Genomic DNA, 15,070 nt, shown 5'->3' with positions numbered 1-15,070 from the left:
CCGTTTCCAAGAGTCGCCCTTTGCTCAGGATGCTCAGGAGGAACTGGCCGCAGATGCCGACACTCGACGATCTCTCCCGTTTCACCGACGCGCCGCTGCACGACTGGCTCGGCACGTTGCTCATGAGCGCGCTCGCGCTCGTTTTCGCGTTCGGCCTGCACTGGGTCGGCGGCCGCGTCCTGCTGCGCATTGCGCGCCCGTATCCGCGGGTCAGCGTGTTTCTGCGCTATATCCGCAAGCCGGCGCTCGCCGTGCTCGCGATCCTCGCGATCGAATTCGTCTGGTGGCAGGCGCCCGATACGCTCCGGCACATCAGCGGCCTGCGCGAGCTGTGCGCGTTCGCGCTGATCGCCGCGATCACCTGGCTCTCGGTGCGCTGCGCGGCGGCGATCGGCGAAGCCATCATCGCCGCCCATCCGCTCGACATCGCCGACAACCTCCAGGCCCGCCGCATCCACACCCAGGCCCGCGTGCTCGCGCGCACGGTGATGGTGCTCATCATCATCGTGGGCGTGGGCGCGGCGCTCATGACCTTCCCGAACGTGAGGCAGATCGGCGCGAGCCTGCTGGCTTCGGCCGGGGTTGCCGGTCTCGTTGCCGGTATCGCGGCACGCCCCGTGCTAGGGAATCTGATTGCCGGTTTGCAGATCGCGCTCTCGCAGCCGATCCGGCTCGACGACGTGGTCGTGATCCAGGGCGAGTGGGGGCGCATCGAGGAAATTACCGGCACCTATGTTTCGGTGCGGATCTGGGACCAGCGGCGGCTCATCGTGCCGTTGCAGTGGTTCATCGAGAATCCGTTCGCGAACTGGACGCGCAGCAGCTCGCAGATCATCGGCACGGTGTTCCTGTGGCTCGACTACCGCATGCCGCTCGCGCCGCTGCGCGAGGCGCTCGCGCGTATCGTCGACGGTGCGCCCGAATGGGACCGCCGTGTGCAGGTTTTACAGGTCACCGACGCCAACGAGCGAGCGATGCAGGTGCGCGTGCTGGTGAGTTCGCGCGACTCCGGCCTGAACTTCGATTTGCGTTGCCGCGTGCGCGAAGGGCTGCTCGATTTCGTCAACGAGCACTATCCGCAGTTCCTGCCGCGCGCGCGCGCCGAGGTGTCGGCGGAGCTCGAAAGCAGCACCGGGGAACTGCCGTCCTTCGTGCGCCGCCCGGCGCCGCAGGCGGCGGCGAGCACGGCGGCCCATACTGAGGCGGATCCCGTGACGGGCACGCGCGTGCCGGGGCACGGCGAGGAGCTGGAGACGCACCGCCCGGCGCGCCCGGACGCGGCGACGGACGCCAAAGCGGTCGAAGCGGCGAAAGGAGCGGAGACCGCGGGAGCCACCGGCGCCCGCGAGCCTGAGACTGAAAGCCGCCGCGACAATGGTTGATAGCCGCTGCTAGCGGTCGAAAGAGAAAGGAGGAGGAACAGCAAGATGGGCAGACTGATAGTCGTCTCGAACCGCGTGGCGACGCCGACGGAGACCAAGGGCTCGGCAGGCGGCCTCGCGGTCGGCGTATTCGGTGCGCTGAAGGACGCGGGCGGCGTGTGGTTCGGCTGGAGCGGCGACGTGGTGAGCGAGACGGTGGCGAACGCGGGGCCGACGCTCGTCGAAGAAGGCCACGTCACCTTTGCGACCGTCGGCCTCACGCGCAAGGACTACGATCAGTACTACCGCGGATTCTCGAACGCCACACTCTGGCCGGTCTTCCACTACCGCAACGACCTCGCGCGCTACGAGCGCGACGAATACGCGGGCTATCGCCGCGTGAACGCATGGCTCGCGCACAAGCTCATGAAGCTGATCCACCCGGACGACAACATCTGGGTCCACGACTACCACCTGATTCCGTTCGCCGAGGCGCTGCGCTCGGAAGGCGTGCGCAACCGCATCGGCTTCTTCCTGCATATTCCGTTTCCTTCGCCGCAGGTGCTGCAGACCATTCCGCCGCACGACGAACTCGTCAGGTCGCTGTGCTGTTACGACCTGCTGGGCTTCCAGACGCAGAACGACCAGCAGGCGTTTCACGACTACATCGCGCGCGAGGCGCGCGGCAAGATCCGCGAGCGCGCAGAGAATCCGGAGCACGGCGAGGTCGAGGCGTATGGCCGCAAGCTGCGCACGGGGGTCTACCGCATCGGCGTGTTTCCGGACGAGATCGCCGAGCAGGCCGCGCGCTACGAAAGCCGCCAGCACGTGCTCGACCTCAAGCAGAGTCTGGAAGGGCGCAAGCTCATCATGAGCGTGGACCGGCTCGACTATTCGAAGGGTCTCGTCGAGCGTTTCCATGCGTTCGAGCAGTTGCTGGAAACGTCGCCCGAATGGCGCGGCAAGGTCACGCTCGTGCAGATCGCGCCGCCGACACGCTCGGATGTCGCGAGCTACAAGGTCATACGCGAGGAGCTGGAGCGCGAAGCCGGGCGCATCAACGGCCGCTACTCGGGGCTCGATTACACGCCGATCCGCTATCTGAGCCAGCAGTACGACCGCTGGAAGCTGATGTCGCTGTTTCGCGAGTCGCAGATCGGCTATGTGACGCCGCTGCACGACGGCATGAATCTCGTCGCCAAGGAGTATGTGGCCGCGCAGAATCCCAACGATCCGGGCGTGCTCGTGCTGTCGATCTTCGCGGGCGCGGCGGCCGAACTCACGGGCGCATTGCTCGTGAATCCTCACGATGCGACCGGCATGTCGGAAGCGCTGGAACGCGCGCTCTCGATGCCGCTCGAAGAGCGTCAGGCGCGCTACCAGACCAACATGGAGGCGCTCAGACGCAACGATCTCGGCGTGTGGCGAGACACCTTCCTGCGCGACCTCGCGGCGGTGCCCCAGCCGCGCTGACCGATACGGGGCACACGCGGTTCGCGCACCGGCACGATTGCGTATGATGCGTGGCTGATCGAGGCACCCGCCACGCAACTGCCGCGCAACCCCGCGCACTTCCATGCTGACTACGCTCGCCATCGCCAACTACCGCTCGCTGCGCGAGCTCATCGTGCCGCTCGGTGCGCTCAACGTCGTGACCGGTCCGAACGGCAGTGGCAAGTCGAATCTCTATCGCGCATTGCGTCTGCTCGCGCTCACCGCGCGCGGCGGTGTGATTCCGTCGCTGGCGCGCGAGGGCGGCCTGCAGTCCACGCTATGGGCAGGCCCGGAGCGCTTCTCGCGCGCTGTCGCCGCGGGGGAATACGCGGTGCAGGGCACGGTGCGCAAGGATGCGGTGAGCCTGCGGCTCGGCTTCGCGGGCGATGCCTTCGGCTACGCGATCGATCTGGGGTTGCCGCTGCCTTCTTCCACTTCGCAGTTTTCGCTCGACCCGGTGATCAAGCGCGAGTGCATCTGGAGCGGGCCGATCCTGCGGCCCTCGGCGTTGCTCGTGGACCGCCAGGGGCCGATGATCCGCATCCGCGACGCCGCGGGCGAGTGGACGACGCTCGCGCAGCCCGTGGCGAGCTTCGACAGCATGATGACGGAGTACGCCGACCCGCGCAGCGCGCCCGAAATGATCGCCGTGCGCGAGCAGATTCGCTCGTGGCGTTTCTACGACCACTTCCGCACCGACGAGCACGCGAGCGCGCGCCAGGTGCAGATCGGCACGCATTCGCCGGTGCTCGCCGACGACGGCGCCAACCTCGCCGCCGCGCTGCAGACGATCCGCGAGATCGGCGACGGCGAGGCGCTCGATACCGCCATCGGCGACGCCTTTCCGGGCGCGCGCGTCGAAATCGCGAATCACGAAGGGCGCTTCGAGGTGGCGCTGCGCCAGGAGGGGCTATTGCGGCCGCTGCGCGGCGCGGAACTCTCGGACGGCACCTTGCGCTACCTGCTGCTCGCGGCCGCGCTGCTGAGCCCGCGGCCGCCCGGCCTGCTGGTGCTCGACGAGCCCGAGACGAGCCTGCATCCGGACCTGCTGCCGTCGCTCGCGCGGCTCATCGCACGGGCGTCTCGGCACTCGCAGGTCATCGTCGTCTCGCACGCGGCGCGGCTCGTGGCGGCGCTGGAGCGCGAGGCCGGCAGCCAGTCGGTCGTGCTCGAACGGCGCCTCGGCGCAACCGGGTTCGCCGATCCCGACGCGCTCGACGTGCCGGCCTGGAAATGGCCCGCGAGGTAGACCGGTAGGGCAAACGCAGGGGTTGTTTCGGCGTGTAACACCGTATAGAAATTGAAAGACTGGCGGCGCGCGCGCCCGGCTTGCCGAATAATGGGACAACTGCTGCGTCGCCGATGCCGCCCGGACCTGGCTTAGAATGACCGGCACCGCAAGAACGGGCAACGTGGCCCCGTTTCCTGGAGACACACGATGAGAATTGCGCAGATCGCCCCGCTGACCGAATCGGTCCCGCCGAAGCTCTATGGCGGCACCGAGCGCGCCGTGTCGTATATCACCGAAGCGCTGGTCGAACTCGGGCACGACGTCACGCTGTTCGCGAGCGGCGATTCGCTCACGAGCGCGAAGCTCGAGCCCGTGTGGCCACGTGCGCTGCGGCTCGACCCCGGCATCCGCGACCGCATCGCACCGCACATGCTGCTGATGGAAATGGTGCGCCGCCAGGCCGACCAGTTCGACGTGTTGCATTTCCATATGGACTACTACTCGTTTTCGGTGTTCAAGCGCCAGGAAACGCCGTTCGTGACGACGCTGCACGGCCGTCTCGACCTGCCCGAGCAGCAGCCGGTCTTCGATACGTTCAACACCGCGCCCGTGATCTCGATCTCGAACGCACAGCGCCAGCCGATGCCGCAGGCGCGCTGGCTTCGCACCGTCTACCACGGCTTGCCCGAGACGCTCTACACCCCGCAGCCCGTGGAGCAGCGTTATCTGGCGTTTCTCGGCCGTATTTCGCCGGAAAAACGCGTCGACACGGCGATACGCATAGCCGGGCGCTGCGGGCTGCCCATCCGGATCGCCGCGAAGGTCGACGAAGCCGACCGCGAGTATTTCGAGCGCGACATCAAGCCGTTGCTCGCGCTGCCGCACGTCGAGTACGTGGGCGAGATCAACGACGGCCAGAAGGCCGAATTCCTCTCCGGCGCCCATGCGCTGCTGTTCCCGATCGACTGGCCGGAGCCGTTCGGCCTCGTGATGATCGAGGCGATGGCGTGCGGCACGCCCGTGATCGCGTTCAATCGCGGCGCGGTGCCGGAGGTGGTGGAAGAGGGCGTGACGGGCTTTATCGTCGAGGACGAGATCGGCGCCGTGGCGGCGGTCAATCGCATCGCGCGCGTTCCGCGCGCCGGCGTGCGGCGCCGCTTCGAAGAGCGTTTCACCTCGCACCGCATGGCGCAGGAGTACGTGCAGGCGTACGAGGCGGTGATTCGCGCGAACAAGCGCTCGCGCTTCAAGGTGATCGATACGTCCGCGAGCTGAGCACGCGGACGTTCGCGGTGCGCCTAGAGGTCGAGTTTCGTGATCTTCGTGCCGCCGAGCGAGAGGTCGCCGATCAGCCCGCTGTTGGTGAGCACGAAGACCTGCACGGGCTTGGTGGCCGTGGTGGTGTCGATCGAGCCGTTCGCGCCGACCTTCACGAGCGCGACCGATGCGTCGCCGCCTGCCGACCAGCCGCTCGAATTGCGGAATTTCGCCAGCGCGTCTTCGGTCATGAAGAGATAGATGACGGACTTCGACTGCACGCCGAGCGTTGCACCGACCGAAGCCGACGACGTGCTGTAGAAGCCGACCGTGCTGCCGCCCACGCGCAGTGCGCCGTCGCCGTGTTCGCCGCCGACGCCGATGCCGGCCTGGATCACACGCGGAAACACGAGAATGCCGCGGGCCTTGCCGACCAGCTCGCGCGAGCCCGGTACGGTCTGATAGAGGCGCGACAGGGTGGCGTCGACGTCGGAGTTGATCGAGTCGGCGCGCGACGCGTTAGTCGCGGCGCTGGGTGCCTGGCTGCCGGTGGTGGTGCAGCCCGAGAGTGCCGCGACGCCGACGGCGATTGCGACAGAAGCCTTCAAAAGCATGCGAGATGCATTCATCTTGTTCTCCGTTCTAGTTGCCGGGCGCCGCGATGTCACGGCGTCCCGTCGTTATACCCGAACGTCCCGACTCGCTCTTTGAGGCTGCGCAGCACAAACGCTGCGCGCTGGGCCATGCACGAAACGCGCTAGCGCTCCGGCACGGGCTTGGCCGTGGGCCGCCGCAGGGCGCGCTTCACGCCGCCGATCAGCACGCCGAGCGCGAGCAGCACCGCAGCGGGCACGACCCAGTAACCGACGAACGCGTGCCACAGGTAGCCCGCGAGCGTCGTGCGCCGCACGGCGTATTCGTCGCGCGCTTCCTGGTGGCGCTGCGCGTTCGCCGCGAGCACCCCGGCGGGGCAGCCGGCCGCACGCGCGGATTCGGGCGTGCCGTGGCAGCGCAGCGGGGCGCCGGCGTCGCGCTCGGCGTCGGTGAAGGTCCAGGAGGTCAGCGCGCGCTGCAGATCCGCGCGGTTATACGCCATCTCGTCCTGAACCTCGCGCACCACGACGATCATCACCGGCACGAGCCAGAAGGTGATCACCATGAGCCAGCGGCGAAACCAGCGGTTCTTGTGTCTCCATGCCATCTGCGCCTCCGTTCGATGCCATTGGCATCAACGTCAACGCGGCAGCCCGATGGCTAATGGGTGATTGCGCGGGGAGGGGCCGCCGCTGCAGCCATCATAGGAGAAAAACGGCGCGGCCGAATGCGGGCGATGACGCAAATCCGCGCAAACCGGCACGATTTCGCCTGCGTCGACGATGATTCGCACAACCGACGACACGGGCGCGCGCAGATCGAGGAACCGCTGCAGCGCACAAAACCGGCGCACAAAAAAACGCGCCGCAGCGTTGGCTGCGGCGCGCGGATCTTGCGGCTGCAAAAGGGTGCGGGAGGCTGCCCGGACCCGCTTCGCTCAGCTCTTCGTCGAGAGGCAGGTCTTCATGAATGCCTTGCGGTCGTCGCCCTTCTTGTCGCCGGCCTGGGTGTTGCACGCCTTCATGCGCTCTTGCTGGGTCATGGTCGGAGCGGGGGCGCCGGCAGCCGAAAGGCACTGCTTCATGAATGCCTTGCGGTCGTCGCCTTTCTTGTCGCCGGCCTGGGCGTTGCAGGCCTTCATCTTGTTCTGCTGGCTGTTCGCCGCCGGTGCGGAAGCGGGTGCGGCGGTCTGTGCGAACGCCGGCGCGGCCAGCACGCCGCCCAGCACGATTGCAGCAATGACGGATTGCATCTTCATCGTTCACTCCCTTGACTTTGGACGTTCTCAGTTGACGTGCGGCCCGCCGTGCATAGTTGGTGCGCCTTGCGCGCGCCGCCATTATGGCAAAGCCGCCATTAAAACGACGCAGCGATGTGTTCGGTTGACGCGCGCGCTGCTGCACAATGTTCGCTATCGGCCGTCGACCCCGTCCGGCGCGGCCGCAACGACACGGAGAACGCGCATGCATTACCTCTTGATGTACGAACTCGCAGACGACTACCTCGAACGTCGTCCCGAGCACCGCAGCGCGCATCTGCAGCTGGCATGGGCCGCCGTCGAGCGCGGCGAGTTGCTGCTAGCGGGGGCGATAGCCGATCCCGTCGATAACGCGCTGCTGCTCTTCCAGGGCGACAGTCCGGCCGCGGCCGAGGCGTTCGCGCGCGCCGACCCGTATGTGCTCTCGGGGCTCGTGAAGCATTGGCGCGTGCGGCCCTGGCAAACGGTGGTGGGCGAAGCGGCATCGAATCCGGTGCGATAGGGCGCGAGGGCGGCCGTTGTGACAGCGGCGGCACGACCGGCGCGGCCTAGACCGGTGCCTCGCCGTTCGCGTCGTCAGCCGCCGCTTGAGCCAGCAGCTCGCGCACGGTGTCGTCGCTGACCTGATCGAAGTCGAGATAGAACTGGCCGACGCTGTAGAACGCCTCGGGCAGGCGCGCACAGACGAATTCGTCCACGGTCCCGCCGAGCCGGTCCTGCGAGCCCGCGGGCGCGACCGGCAGCGCCGCGACGATGCGCGCGGGGCCGAGCGTGGCGAGCGCGAGCGCCGCTGCCTTGAGCGACGCGCCCGTGGCCATGCCGTCGTCGACGATGACCGCCACACGGCCCGCCACCGCGAGCGGCGCACGCTCGCCGCGATAGCGCGCCTCGCGCCGGCCAAGCTCGATGCGTGCAAGCGCCATGGCGCTCTGCAACTGGGCCTCGCTCACGCCGGCGCTGCGCACGAGCGCGCTGTCCACGTACTGCGCGCCGTTCGACGACAGCGCGCCCATGGCGAGTTCCGGCTGCCAGGGCAGGCCGAGCTTGCAAACGGGCAGGACATCGAGCGGCACCTGCAGCGCCTTCGCGACTTCGTAGGCTACCGGCACGCCGCCGCGCGGGAGCGCGAGCACGATGACGTCGCGTCTGCCCGCATAGGCCGTGAGCGGGCCGGCGAGCAAACGGCCCGCCTCGCGGCGATCGGTAAAGGGGCGTTCCATGAAGAGGTCCTCCCATCTCGTTGCCGGCAAATGGCCGCGCAACGATGCGTTCAGTTTGCCACTCGCGGCCACACGCTGCTGGTAAAAGAGCCACCCCCGCAGGCCCCCACGAAGCGGCGCGCGGCGCGAGCGAGGATGCATGCCACTGCCCGCGCGATCCAATGCGGCGCGGCGCTCATTTGCATACGCGGATTTCTCGTTTGGCGCGCGCGTGTCGTGTCGCTACGATGAAGTCGATCCCGCCACCGACGAGGTCTCGCCATGTCCGAATCCGCCTCCTTCAAGCCGCGCGTCGTCGAACCGGTCGTGCCCGATGCGCCCGACGGCCTCGGCCTCGCCGTCGAACTGTGGCTCGCGCGCCCGGTCGACGGCATCGCGGGCCGGGCGTTGCGCATTCACCTGCGTCACGGCGCGCGCATGGAGCAGGCCGAAACGCTGCGCGATCTGCTCCATGCCGTCGGCACCGCCATCGTGGTGTCCTGACGGCCGTCCCGCCGCTCAATCGAGCGGAGTGGCGAAGAGCGCGTCGAGCAGATTCGACGAGGACGTGTCGGCGAGGCGCGTGAGCGATTCGACCATGCGCACCTGGCAGTCCACGAGCGGCAGCATGCGAATGCGCCGCGACTCGCCGAATTCCGCATGCGCGATCACGCCCACGCCCACGCCCTGCGCAATCGCCGTTTGCAAGGCCTCACGGCCATCCACGTAGAGCACGGGCTGGACCTGCAGTCCTTTACGCACGAGTTCGGCTTCAAGCAACTGCTGCGTGACCGAATGCGTTTCGCGAAACACCATGGGCTCGCGCACGAGCTCCTCGTAAGTCATGCGGCGCTTTTTCGCGGCGGGGCTCTCGGCGGGCACGACCGCGACCAGCGGTTCCTCGCGCAGCACGCGGGCCTGCAGCCGGCTGTGCACCTGACGCGCGGCCGTGATGGCGGCGTCGGCTTCGCTCGCGAGGACGCGGCGCATGCATTCGGTCGCGTTCGCGATCGACAGCTTGATCACCACCCCCGGATAGCGCCGCCTGAACGCGCCGATCAGCTTGATGGCGAGGTCGGGCGCGTCGGCGGCGAGCGCGAGTTCGCCCGATTCGAGCGCGCCTGCCGCTTCGAGCAGCCGCCGCGCGTCGCGCTCACACCCTACCATCTGTCGCGTCACCGCGAAGAGTCGTCGCCCGAGTTCGGTGAGTTCCACACCGCGAGGCCCGCGCTCGAAGAGTTTGACCCCGAAATCCTGTTCGAGCCGCCGCACATGGTCCGACACGGCCGGCTGCGTGAGGGAGAGCGCCTGCGCGGCGCGTGAGAACCCGCCGTGTTCGGCGACCGCGTGAAAAGCCCGCAACTGCGCGTATTGCATGTCGAAGCGCTCCGGCGACAGGGGATAAAACAGGGGATAAGTTCAGCTTATATCGACATCGATTATATCGATTTTACCGATGGCGAGCACTGCGTTAACGTGTCGGGATTGACAGTCCCGACGCCCACTGGAGCCCGCATGACCACCCCCGCCGAGCCGTATCTCCTGACCCCCGGACCGCTGACTACCGCGGCCTCGACCAAGGCCGCGATGCAGCGCGACTGGGGCTCGTGGGACGCCGACTTCCGTGCCATGACCGCGCAATTGCGCGCCGCGCTGCTTCAGATCGCGGGTGACGAACAGGGTGAATACGACTGCGTGCCGTTGCAGGGCAGCGGCAGCTATTGCGTCGAGGCGATGCTCGGCAGCTTCGTGCCGCGCGACGGCCATGTGCTCGTGCTCGCCAACGGCGCGTATGGCAAGCGCATCGCCACGACGCTGCGCTACCTGGGCCGCCAGCACACCGTGCACGACACCGGCGACTACCTGCCGCCGCGCGCAGAAGACGTCGAACAGCTGCTGATCGCGAACCCGGACATCACGCATGTCGTCGTCGTCCATTGCGAGACCAGCTCGGGCATTCTGAACCCGATCGAAGCGATCGCGGCCTTGACGGCCCGCCAGGGGCGGCGCCTGCTGGTCGACTCGATGAGCGCGTTCGGCGCGGTGCCGCTCGACGTGCGCACGCTGCCCTGCGACGCGTTCGTCTCCTCGGCCAACAAGTGCATCGAGGGCGTGCCGGGCTTCGGCTTCGTGATCGCGAAAAAAGAAGTCCTGAACAACGCAAAGGGCGTGAGCCACTCGCTCGCGCTCGATATCCACGACCAGTGGGACGTCATGAACCGCACCGGCCAGTGGCGCTTCACGCCGCCCACGCACGCGGTGGCCGCGTTCATCGAGGCGCTGCGCCTGCACGGGCTCGAAGGGGGCCAGCCAGGGCGGCTCGCGCGCTATGCGCGCAACCGCGACGTGCTCGTCGAGGGCATGCGCGAACTCGGTTTCGAGCCGCTGCTGACCGAAGCCTGGCGCTCGCCCATCATCGTCACGTTCTTTTCGCCGGCCGATCCCGCATTCGACTTCACGCGCTACTACGAACTGATGAAGTCGCAGGGTTTCATCATCTATCCGGGCAAGCTGACGAGCGTGGAGAGCTTCCGCGTCGGCTGCATCGGCGCGCTCGACGAGACCGTCATGCGCCGCGTCGTGGCCGCGTGCGGCGAAGCGCTGCGCACGCTCGGCGTGACAAGTGCCGCGCCTGCGCCGGTCGACCTCGGCGCACGCGAAGCGCTCGCCGCTTGATGCGCGCATACCGTCAAGACTCCACATCATCGATTTTTTAGCAGGACGCATGCAATGAAACACGTCAAGGCAGTAATTTTCGACTGGGCCGGCACCGTGGTCGACTACGGCTCGCGCGCGCCAATGGGCGCCTTCGTCGAGACCTTCGAGCAATTCGGCGTGCCGATCACGATCGACGAGGCGCGCGGGCCGATGGGCATGGCCAAGCGTCCGCACATCGCGGCGCTGATGGCGCTGCCGCGCGTCGCGGCGGCATGGGAAACGCGCTACGGCCACGCGCCGGGCGAAGCCGATATCGACGCCGTGTATGACGTCTTCGTGCCGAAGAACGTCGCCGTGGCCGCGCAGTACAGCGACGTGATTCCGGGCGTCGCCGCCGTGACCGCCGCGCTGCGCGCCGACGGCGTACGGATCGGCTCGACCACGGGCTACACGCGCGAAATCATCGACCAGATCGTGCCGGGCGCGAAGGCTCAGGGTTTCGATCCGGACAGCATCGTTTGCACGGGCGACACGCCCGAGGGCCGGCCGTCGCCGTACATGATCTACCGCACGCTGCCGCAGCTCGGCGTGTGGCTCGCGCGCGACGCGATCAAGGTGGACGATACCGAAGTCGGCATCGAAGAGGGCATCAACGGCGGGACGTGGGCGGTGGGCGTCGCGGTGAGCGGCAACGCGTTCGGCCTGACCGAAGAAGAAGTCCGCGCGCTCGCGCCCGAAGAATTCGCGCGCCGCCGTGCCGCGGCCGCGGAACGCCTGCGCGCGGCGGGCGCGCACTACGTGATCGACAGCGTCGCCGATCTGCTGCCCGTGGTGAACGAGATCGAAGCGCGGCTGGCCCGCGGCGAGCGGCCCTGAGACTACCTCAAGGCAACTGAGGGCAACTGAGGGGCAGGTTGCGAACAACACGCAGGCGGCCTCGCCGCTTGCGTTACCATGGGCGCCCCAGCCACCCGCCGCCGCCCATGAAGACGTTTGTGCTTTTCGTCGTGACCGCGCTCGCCGAGATCATCGGCTGCTATCTGCCTTACCGCTGGCTGCGCGAAGGCGCGAGCGCGTGGCTCCTCGTGCCCGCCGCGGCCTCGCTCGCGCTCTTCGCGTGGCTGCTCACGCTGCACCCCACGGCCGCCGGACGCACCTATGCGGCCTACGGCGGCGTCTATGTCTGCGTGGCGATTCTCTGGCTCTGGGCCGTCGAGGCGATCCGGCCGAGCCCCTGGGACTGGGCCGGCATCGGCTTCACGCTGGCCGGCATGGCGCTCATCATGTTCCAGCCGCGCTGAGCGCACCCGGACTCAGGCGAGCGTATTGACCTGCGGAAACTTGTCGCGGAAGGCCTGCGGCATCGGCACGACCTTTTTCGCTTCGTAGTCGAAGAACACGAAGCCCGATTTCGCCATGGCGATGAGCGCGCCATCGGCAGGCCGCGAGATGCGGAAGATGATGTCGCCGCCGTACTTGTTGAAATCCATGATGCCCACCTCGAAGCACAGCGCGTCGCGCGCGTAGGCTTCGGCGCGATAGGTCGTGGCGAGGTCGGTGACGATGATGCTCGTGTGCGCGTCCTTCATGTCCTCGATGCCCGCGTCGAACAGAAAACGCGCGCGCGCCTCGGAAATCATCGAGATCATCGAATCGTTGGCGAGGTGATTGGCCGAATTGATGTCGGTGACGCGCACCGTGAGGTGCGTCGAGTAGTAGAACTGGTCTTCGGGAAAGTGGAGCTCGATGCGGGCCATGATGCGATGCGAAAAATTGGGGACGGGCGGCGCCATCGGGCTTGCACGGCGTGGGCGCCGGGCCCGATTGTAACGGCAGGCGCGCCGCCGCCGGCGCCAGCCCGGCGCTAGAATGCGTGAGCGTTTTGCCCCCAAAGCGGCCCGGCGCGTTGCCTCCACGCACTGCCACATTCCATCGATTCCCGCCATGACCGACATGCCCGGCCCCGCATCCCGAACCGCCGCCGATGCCATCCCCGCGCCGCACGACCTGCCCACGCTGAACGGCAGCACGGTCGCGCTGCACCCGTTGCGCGCGGAGGACGCGCCGCGCCTCGTCGCCGCGGCGGCGGACGGCGAACTCTGGAACCTCAAGGTGACGGTGGTGCCCGAGCCCGCGACCGTCGACGCCTGGATCGCGAGGGCGCTCGACGGCGTGCGCGCCGGCACCGTGATCCCGTTCACGATCCGCCTGCGCGAGAGCGATCGCGTGGTGGGCAGCACGCGCTTCTGGAAGGTCGACCGGGACAACCGCAAGCTGGAGATCGGCTCCACGTGGCTCGCGGCCTCGGCGCAGCGCAGCATCGTGAACACGGAGGCGAAGTTTCTGATGCTGAGCTACGCCTTCGAAACGCTCGGCTGCGTGCGCGTGCAGTTCACGACCGACGTACTCAACGCGAAGTCGCGCGCCGCGATCCTGCGCCTCGGCGCAAAGGAAGAGGGGGTGGTGCGACGCGAACGCATCATGCCGGACGGCCGCAAGCGCGACTCCGTGCGCTTTAGCATCATCGAGGACGAATGGCCCGAAGTGAAGGCGGGCCTGTTGCGCCGCTTGCAGGCGGCCGGCTGAAGCGTTGCCGCATCCATGGCGGCGCGAGAGCGCTGGCGCTAGCCCAGGCGCTCCGGTGGCGATTCAGGCGGCGGATCGCCTTCCGGCACGGGCGGCGGCTCGGTGTCCGGCACCGGAGGAGGCGGCGGACGATGTGGATTGTCGGGCTCCTCGGTCGGCAGATGAGCCTCGGGACCGCGGCGAACACGAGCGGCGGGCAGGAAATTCGAACGCATAGACCTCTCCGGGATACGCGAAGCGTGCGCCAGATGGGGCGCCGCAGCACCTCGGCCTCGCTTTCGCGCGAATCGATTTGCCCGGCTGGGCGCAAACGCCGTGCCCCGCGAGGCTGCCCGGGCCGGTACGCGGGTTGCTGCTTGTCAAGCAGGGACCTGCGCGGTCAACTCGCTTCGACGCTGCGAGGTCCTGGCATCCGGGCTCGCAACGTACCGAAGGAGGACCGATGAGCAGGCACGCCCCATCGACGAAGGGTTTCATGGCCGGCGCGCTCGCGCTGGCACTCGTCCTGGAAGGAGCAGCGGCGGGCGGCGCGCTCGCGCAGGACAACACCGGCGCGGATCGGCCGACCACGGCGCCCGCCACGGAGTCGAGCGGGGCGAAGGCCAATGGCGTGTATCCGGCGCCCACCCAGGGCGTCGAACAGGGCGTGCCCGCCAGCAAAGGCGCACAGGCCACGCGAACGACGCATTCCTCGAAACACAAACCGCATCACGCGAACCAACCGGTAAAGGGCGCGGCAAAAGCAACGACAAACCGCGCGGCGAGCGCGTCGGCCGCGGCGGGCGGCAGCGATGCGAGGGAGTAAGACGATGCACGAAAATCGCGCTTTTCATTTGCCGCGCCATCTGCGCGAAAGCCGCCCGGCCCAACGCGCTAGCGGCGTCGAAACTTTCCGCCTGGCCGCGCACGGCTGGGTGCCGAACAACGCCCGGCTTCCCGTCATCGTCTATCGGCGCGCGCTGGCGCCGGGTGCACAGGACCTGGCACGCGCGTTCAACGAACGCTTCGAGGCGAACGGCTGGCCGGTGCAATGGCTCGACGGCGTCTTCGACTATCACCATTTCCACTCCACGGCGCACGAGGTGCTCGGCGTGTTCGCCGGCACGGCCGAGCTGATTCTCGGCGGCCCGGGCGGGCGCGTGCTGCGCGTGCATGCCGGCGACGCGCTGCTGCTGCCGGCCGGCACCGGTCATTGCCTGCTATCGCTGGCCGGCGGCTTCCGCGTGGCGGGCGGCTATCCGCGCGGGCAGCAGTGGGACATCCGCCGCGACGCGCTCACGTCGGCGGAGTTGCGCGCGATGCAGGCGCTGCCGTATCCCGCGAGCGATCCCCTCTACGGCGAACGTGGGCCGCTGATCGAGCACTGGCTCGCGCAGGCGTGAGCGACGCGCCGGGCACAGCGCTTGCATTCACGCGGTATTCGCCGTGCATT

Annotated in this window: 18 protein-coding genes and 1 pseudogene; 12 read left to right on the top strand and 7 right to left on the bottom strand. The window is 68.0% G+C overall.

Annotated elements, in window-relative coordinates:
- Positions 1 to 53 precede the first annotated feature (53 nt).
- From AB4Y35_RS13565 to AB4Y35_RS13550, 4 genes and pseudogenes are all read left to right on the top strand, one after another.
- Positions 54 to 1,217, top strand: a pseudogene (locus AB4Y35_RS13565) (mechanosensitive ion channel family protein); the annotation flags it as partial.
- Between the two features lie 210 nt (positions 1,218 to 1,427).
- Complete coding sequence (otsA, locus tag AB4Y35_RS13560; protein WP_368704765.1) at positions 1,428 to 2,834, top strand: alpha,alpha-trehalose-phosphate synthase (UDP-forming); 1,407 nt, start codon at positions 1,428 to 1,430, stop codon at positions 2,832 to 2,834.
- A gap of 103 nt (positions 2,835 to 2,937) precedes the next feature.
- Positions 2,938 to 4,104, top strand: a complete 1,167-nt coding sequence (locus AB4Y35_RS13555; RefSeq protein ID WP_368704764.1) for an AAA family ATPase — start codon at positions 2,938 to 2,940, stop codon at positions 4,102 to 4,104.
- A gap of 189 nt (positions 4,105 to 4,293) precedes the next feature.
- Positions 4,294 to 5,361: a glycosyltransferase family 4 protein gene (locus AB4Y35_RS13550; protein ID WP_342923932.1), complete on the top strand. Its 1,068-nt coding sequence runs from the start codon at positions 4,294 to 4,296 to the stop codon at positions 5,359 to 5,361.
- Positions 5,362 to 5,384: 23 nt separating this feature from the next.
- Here the strand turns inward: AB4Y35_RS13550 and AB4Y35_RS13545 are convergent, their stop codons facing one another.
- The 4 genes from AB4Y35_RS13545 to AB4Y35_RS13530 all read right to left on the bottom strand — a co-directional run bounded on the left by AB4Y35_RS13545 (position 5,385) and on the right by AB4Y35_RS13530 (position 7,195).
- Complete coding sequence (locus tag AB4Y35_RS13545; protein WP_368704763.1) at positions 5,385 to 5,972, bottom strand: YSC84-related protein; 588 nt, start codon at positions 5,970 to 5,972, stop codon at positions 5,385 to 5,387.
- Positions 5,973 to 6,100: 128 nt separating this feature from the next.
- Positions 6,101 to 6,544: a hypothetical protein gene (locus AB4Y35_RS13540; protein ID WP_368693439.1), complete on the bottom strand. Its 444-nt coding sequence runs from the start codon at positions 6,542 to 6,544 to the stop codon at positions 6,101 to 6,103.
- Between the two features lie 33 nt (positions 6,545 to 6,577).
- On the bottom strand, positions 6,578 to 6,841 hold the full coding sequence (locus AB4Y35_RS13535; protein ID WP_368704762.1) for a hypothetical protein: 264 nt from the start codon (positions 6,839 to 6,841) through the stop codon (positions 6,578 to 6,580).
- Between the two features lie 33 nt (positions 6,842 to 6,874).
- A complete protein-coding gene (locus AB4Y35_RS13530) occupies positions 6,875 to 7,195 on the bottom strand; it encodes a PsiF family protein (RefSeq protein ID WP_342923935.1) in 321 nt (106 codons plus the stop codon).
- 205 nt (positions 7,196 to 7,400) lie between these two features.
- Between AB4Y35_RS13530 and AB4Y35_RS13525 the strand changes: the two genes are divergently transcribed.
- Positions 7,401 to 7,697, top strand: a complete 297-nt coding sequence (locus tag AB4Y35_RS13525; protein ID WP_342923936.1) for a YciI-like protein — start codon at positions 7,401 to 7,403, stop codon at positions 7,695 to 7,697.
- A 46-nt stretch (positions 7,698 to 7,743) separates the two neighbouring features.
- On the opposite strand, the gene AB4Y35_RS13520 is transcribed toward AB4Y35_RS13525, so the two are convergent.
- Positions 7,744 to 8,415, bottom strand: coding sequence for a phosphoribosyltransferase (locus tag AB4Y35_RS13520; RefSeq protein WP_368704761.1), 672 nt, complete (start codon positions 8,413 to 8,415; stop codon positions 7,744 to 7,746).
- Between the two features lie 261 nt (positions 8,416 to 8,676).
- Here AB4Y35_RS13520 and AB4Y35_RS13515 point away from each other — a divergent pair, with 261 nt between their 5' ends.
- On the top strand, positions 8,677 to 8,898 hold the full coding sequence (locus AB4Y35_RS13515) for a hypothetical protein (RefSeq protein ID WP_069268061.1): 222 nt from the start codon (positions 8,677 to 8,679) through the stop codon (positions 8,896 to 8,898).
- 15 nt (positions 8,899 to 8,913) lie between these two features.
- Here AB4Y35_RS13515 and AB4Y35_RS13510 read toward each other — a convergent pair whose 3' ends face one another.
- Complete coding sequence (locus AB4Y35_RS13510) at positions 8,914 to 9,771, bottom strand: LysR substrate-binding domain-containing protein (RefSeq protein ID WP_133186071.1); 858 nt, start codon at positions 9,769 to 9,771, stop codon at positions 8,914 to 8,916.
- 138 nt (positions 9,772 to 9,909) lie between these two features.
- Here AB4Y35_RS13510 and AB4Y35_RS13505 point away from each other — a divergent pair, with 138 nt between their 5' ends.
- The 3 genes from AB4Y35_RS13505 to AB4Y35_RS13495 all read left to right on the top strand — a co-directional run bounded on the left by AB4Y35_RS13505 (position 9,910) and on the right by AB4Y35_RS13495 (position 12,353).
- A complete protein-coding gene (locus tag AB4Y35_RS13505; RefSeq protein WP_368704760.1) occupies positions 9,910 to 11,070 on the top strand; it encodes a 2-aminoethylphosphonate--pyruvate transaminase in 1,161 nt (386 codons plus the stop codon).
- Between the two features lie 54 nt (positions 11,071 to 11,124).
- Entirely contained in the window at positions 11,125 to 11,928 is an 804-nt protein-coding gene (gene phnX, locus AB4Y35_RS13500) for a phosphonoacetaldehyde hydrolase (RefSeq protein WP_368686018.1), read from the top strand.
- 107 nt (positions 11,929 to 12,035) lie between these two features.
- The gene (locus AB4Y35_RS13495) at positions 12,036 to 12,353 is read left to right on the top strand and encodes a YnfA family protein (protein ID WP_368686019.1); all 318 of its coding nucleotides are present in this window, start codon (positions 12,036 to 12,038) and stop codon (positions 12,351 to 12,353) included.
- 12 nt (positions 12,354 to 12,365) lie between these two features.
- Here AB4Y35_RS13495 and AB4Y35_RS13490 read toward each other — a convergent pair whose 3' ends face one another.
- A complete protein-coding gene (locus tag AB4Y35_RS13490) occupies positions 12,366 to 12,809 on the bottom strand; it encodes a thioesterase family protein (protein ID WP_368704759.1) in 444 nt (147 codons plus the stop codon).
- A gap of 196 nt (positions 12,810 to 13,005) precedes the next feature.
- Here AB4Y35_RS13490 and AB4Y35_RS13485 point away from each other — a divergent pair, with 196 nt between their 5' ends.
- The 3 genes from AB4Y35_RS13485 (at position 13,006) to AB4Y35_RS13475 (ending at position 15,020) form a co-directional block, all read left to right on the top strand.
- Complete coding sequence (locus AB4Y35_RS13485) at positions 13,006 to 13,638, top strand: GNAT family N-acetyltransferase (protein ID WP_368705399.1); 633 nt, start codon at positions 13,006 to 13,008, stop codon at positions 13,636 to 13,638.
- Positions 13,639 to 14,080: 442 nt separating this feature from the next.
- Positions 14,081 to 14,443, top strand: a complete 363-nt coding sequence (locus tag AB4Y35_RS13480; protein WP_368704758.1) for a hypothetical protein — start codon at positions 14,081 to 14,083, stop codon at positions 14,441 to 14,443.
- Between the two features lie 4 nt (positions 14,444 to 14,447).
- Positions 14,448 to 15,020, top strand: a complete 573-nt coding sequence (locus AB4Y35_RS13475) for a cupin (protein ID WP_368686023.1) — start codon at positions 14,448 to 14,450, stop codon at positions 15,018 to 15,020.
- Positions 15,021 to 15,070 lie beyond the last annotated feature (50 nt).

The sequence above is a fragment of the Paraburkholderia sp. EG286A genome (assembly GCF_040965375.1).
GTDB lineage: Bacteria > Pseudomonadota > Gammaproteobacteria > Burkholderiales > Burkholderiaceae > Paraburkholderia.
This window is presented reverse-complemented; position numbering and strand designations above follow the sequence as displayed.

Coding starts and splice junctions, on each gene's coding strand:
- otsA (WP_368704765.1), top strand. CDS start 1,428: ATGGGCAGACTGATAGTCGTCTCGAACCGCGTGGCGACGCCGACGGAG.
- AB4Y35_RS13555 (WP_368704764.1), top strand. CDS start 2,938: ATGCTGACTACGCTCGCCATCGCCAACTACCGCTCGCTGCGCGAGCTC.
- AB4Y35_RS13550 (WP_342923932.1), top strand. CDS start 4,294: ATGAGAATTGCGCAGATCGCCCCGCTGACCGAATCGGTCCCGCCGAAG.
- AB4Y35_RS13545 (WP_368704763.1), bottom strand. CDS start 5,972: ATGAATGCATCTCGCATGCTTTTGAAGGCTTCTGTCGCAATCGCCGTC.
- AB4Y35_RS13540 (WP_368693439.1), bottom strand. CDS start 6,544: ATGGCATGGAGACACAAGAACCGCTGGTTTCGCCGCTGGCTCATGGTG.
- AB4Y35_RS13530 (WP_342923935.1), bottom strand. CDS start 7,195: ATGAAGATGCAATCCGTCATTGCTGCAATCGTGCTGGGCGGCGTGCTG.
- AB4Y35_RS13525 (WP_342923936.1), top strand. CDS start 7,401: ATGCATTACCTCTTGATGTACGAACTCGCAGACGACTACCTCGAACGT.
- AB4Y35_RS13520 (WP_368704761.1), bottom strand. CDS start 8,415: ATGGAACGCCCCTTTACCGATCGCCGCGAGGCGGGCCGTTTGCTCGCC.
- AB4Y35_RS13515 (WP_069268061.1), top strand. CDS start 8,677: ATGTCCGAATCCGCCTCCTTCAAGCCGCGCGTCGTCGAACCGGTCGTG.
- AB4Y35_RS13510 (WP_133186071.1), bottom strand. CDS start 9,771: ATGCAATACGCGCAGTTGCGGGCTTTTCACGCGGTCGCCGAACACGGC.
- AB4Y35_RS13505 (WP_368704760.1), top strand. CDS start 9,910: ATGACCACCCCCGCCGAGCCGTATCTCCTGACCCCCGGACCGCTGACT.
- phnX (WP_368686018.1), top strand. CDS start 11,125: ATGAAACACGTCAAGGCAGTAATTTTCGACTGGGCCGGCACCGTGGTC.
- AB4Y35_RS13495 (WP_368686019.1), top strand. CDS start 12,036: ATGAAGACGTTTGTGCTTTTCGTCGTGACCGCGCTCGCCGAGATCATC.
- AB4Y35_RS13490 (WP_368704759.1), bottom strand. CDS start 12,809: ATGGCCCGCATCGAGCTCCACTTTCCCGAAGACCAGTTCTACTACTCG.
- AB4Y35_RS13485 (WP_368705399.1), top strand. CDS start 13,006: ATGCCCGGCCCCGCATCCCGAACCGCCGCCGATGCCATCCCCGCGCCG.
- AB4Y35_RS13480 (WP_368704758.1), top strand. CDS start 14,081: ATGAGCAGGCACGCCCCATCGACGAAGGGTTTCATGGCCGGCGCGCTC.
- AB4Y35_RS13475 (WP_368686023.1), top strand. CDS start 14,448: ATGCACGAAAATCGCGCTTTTCATTTGCCGCGCCATCTGCGCGAAAGC.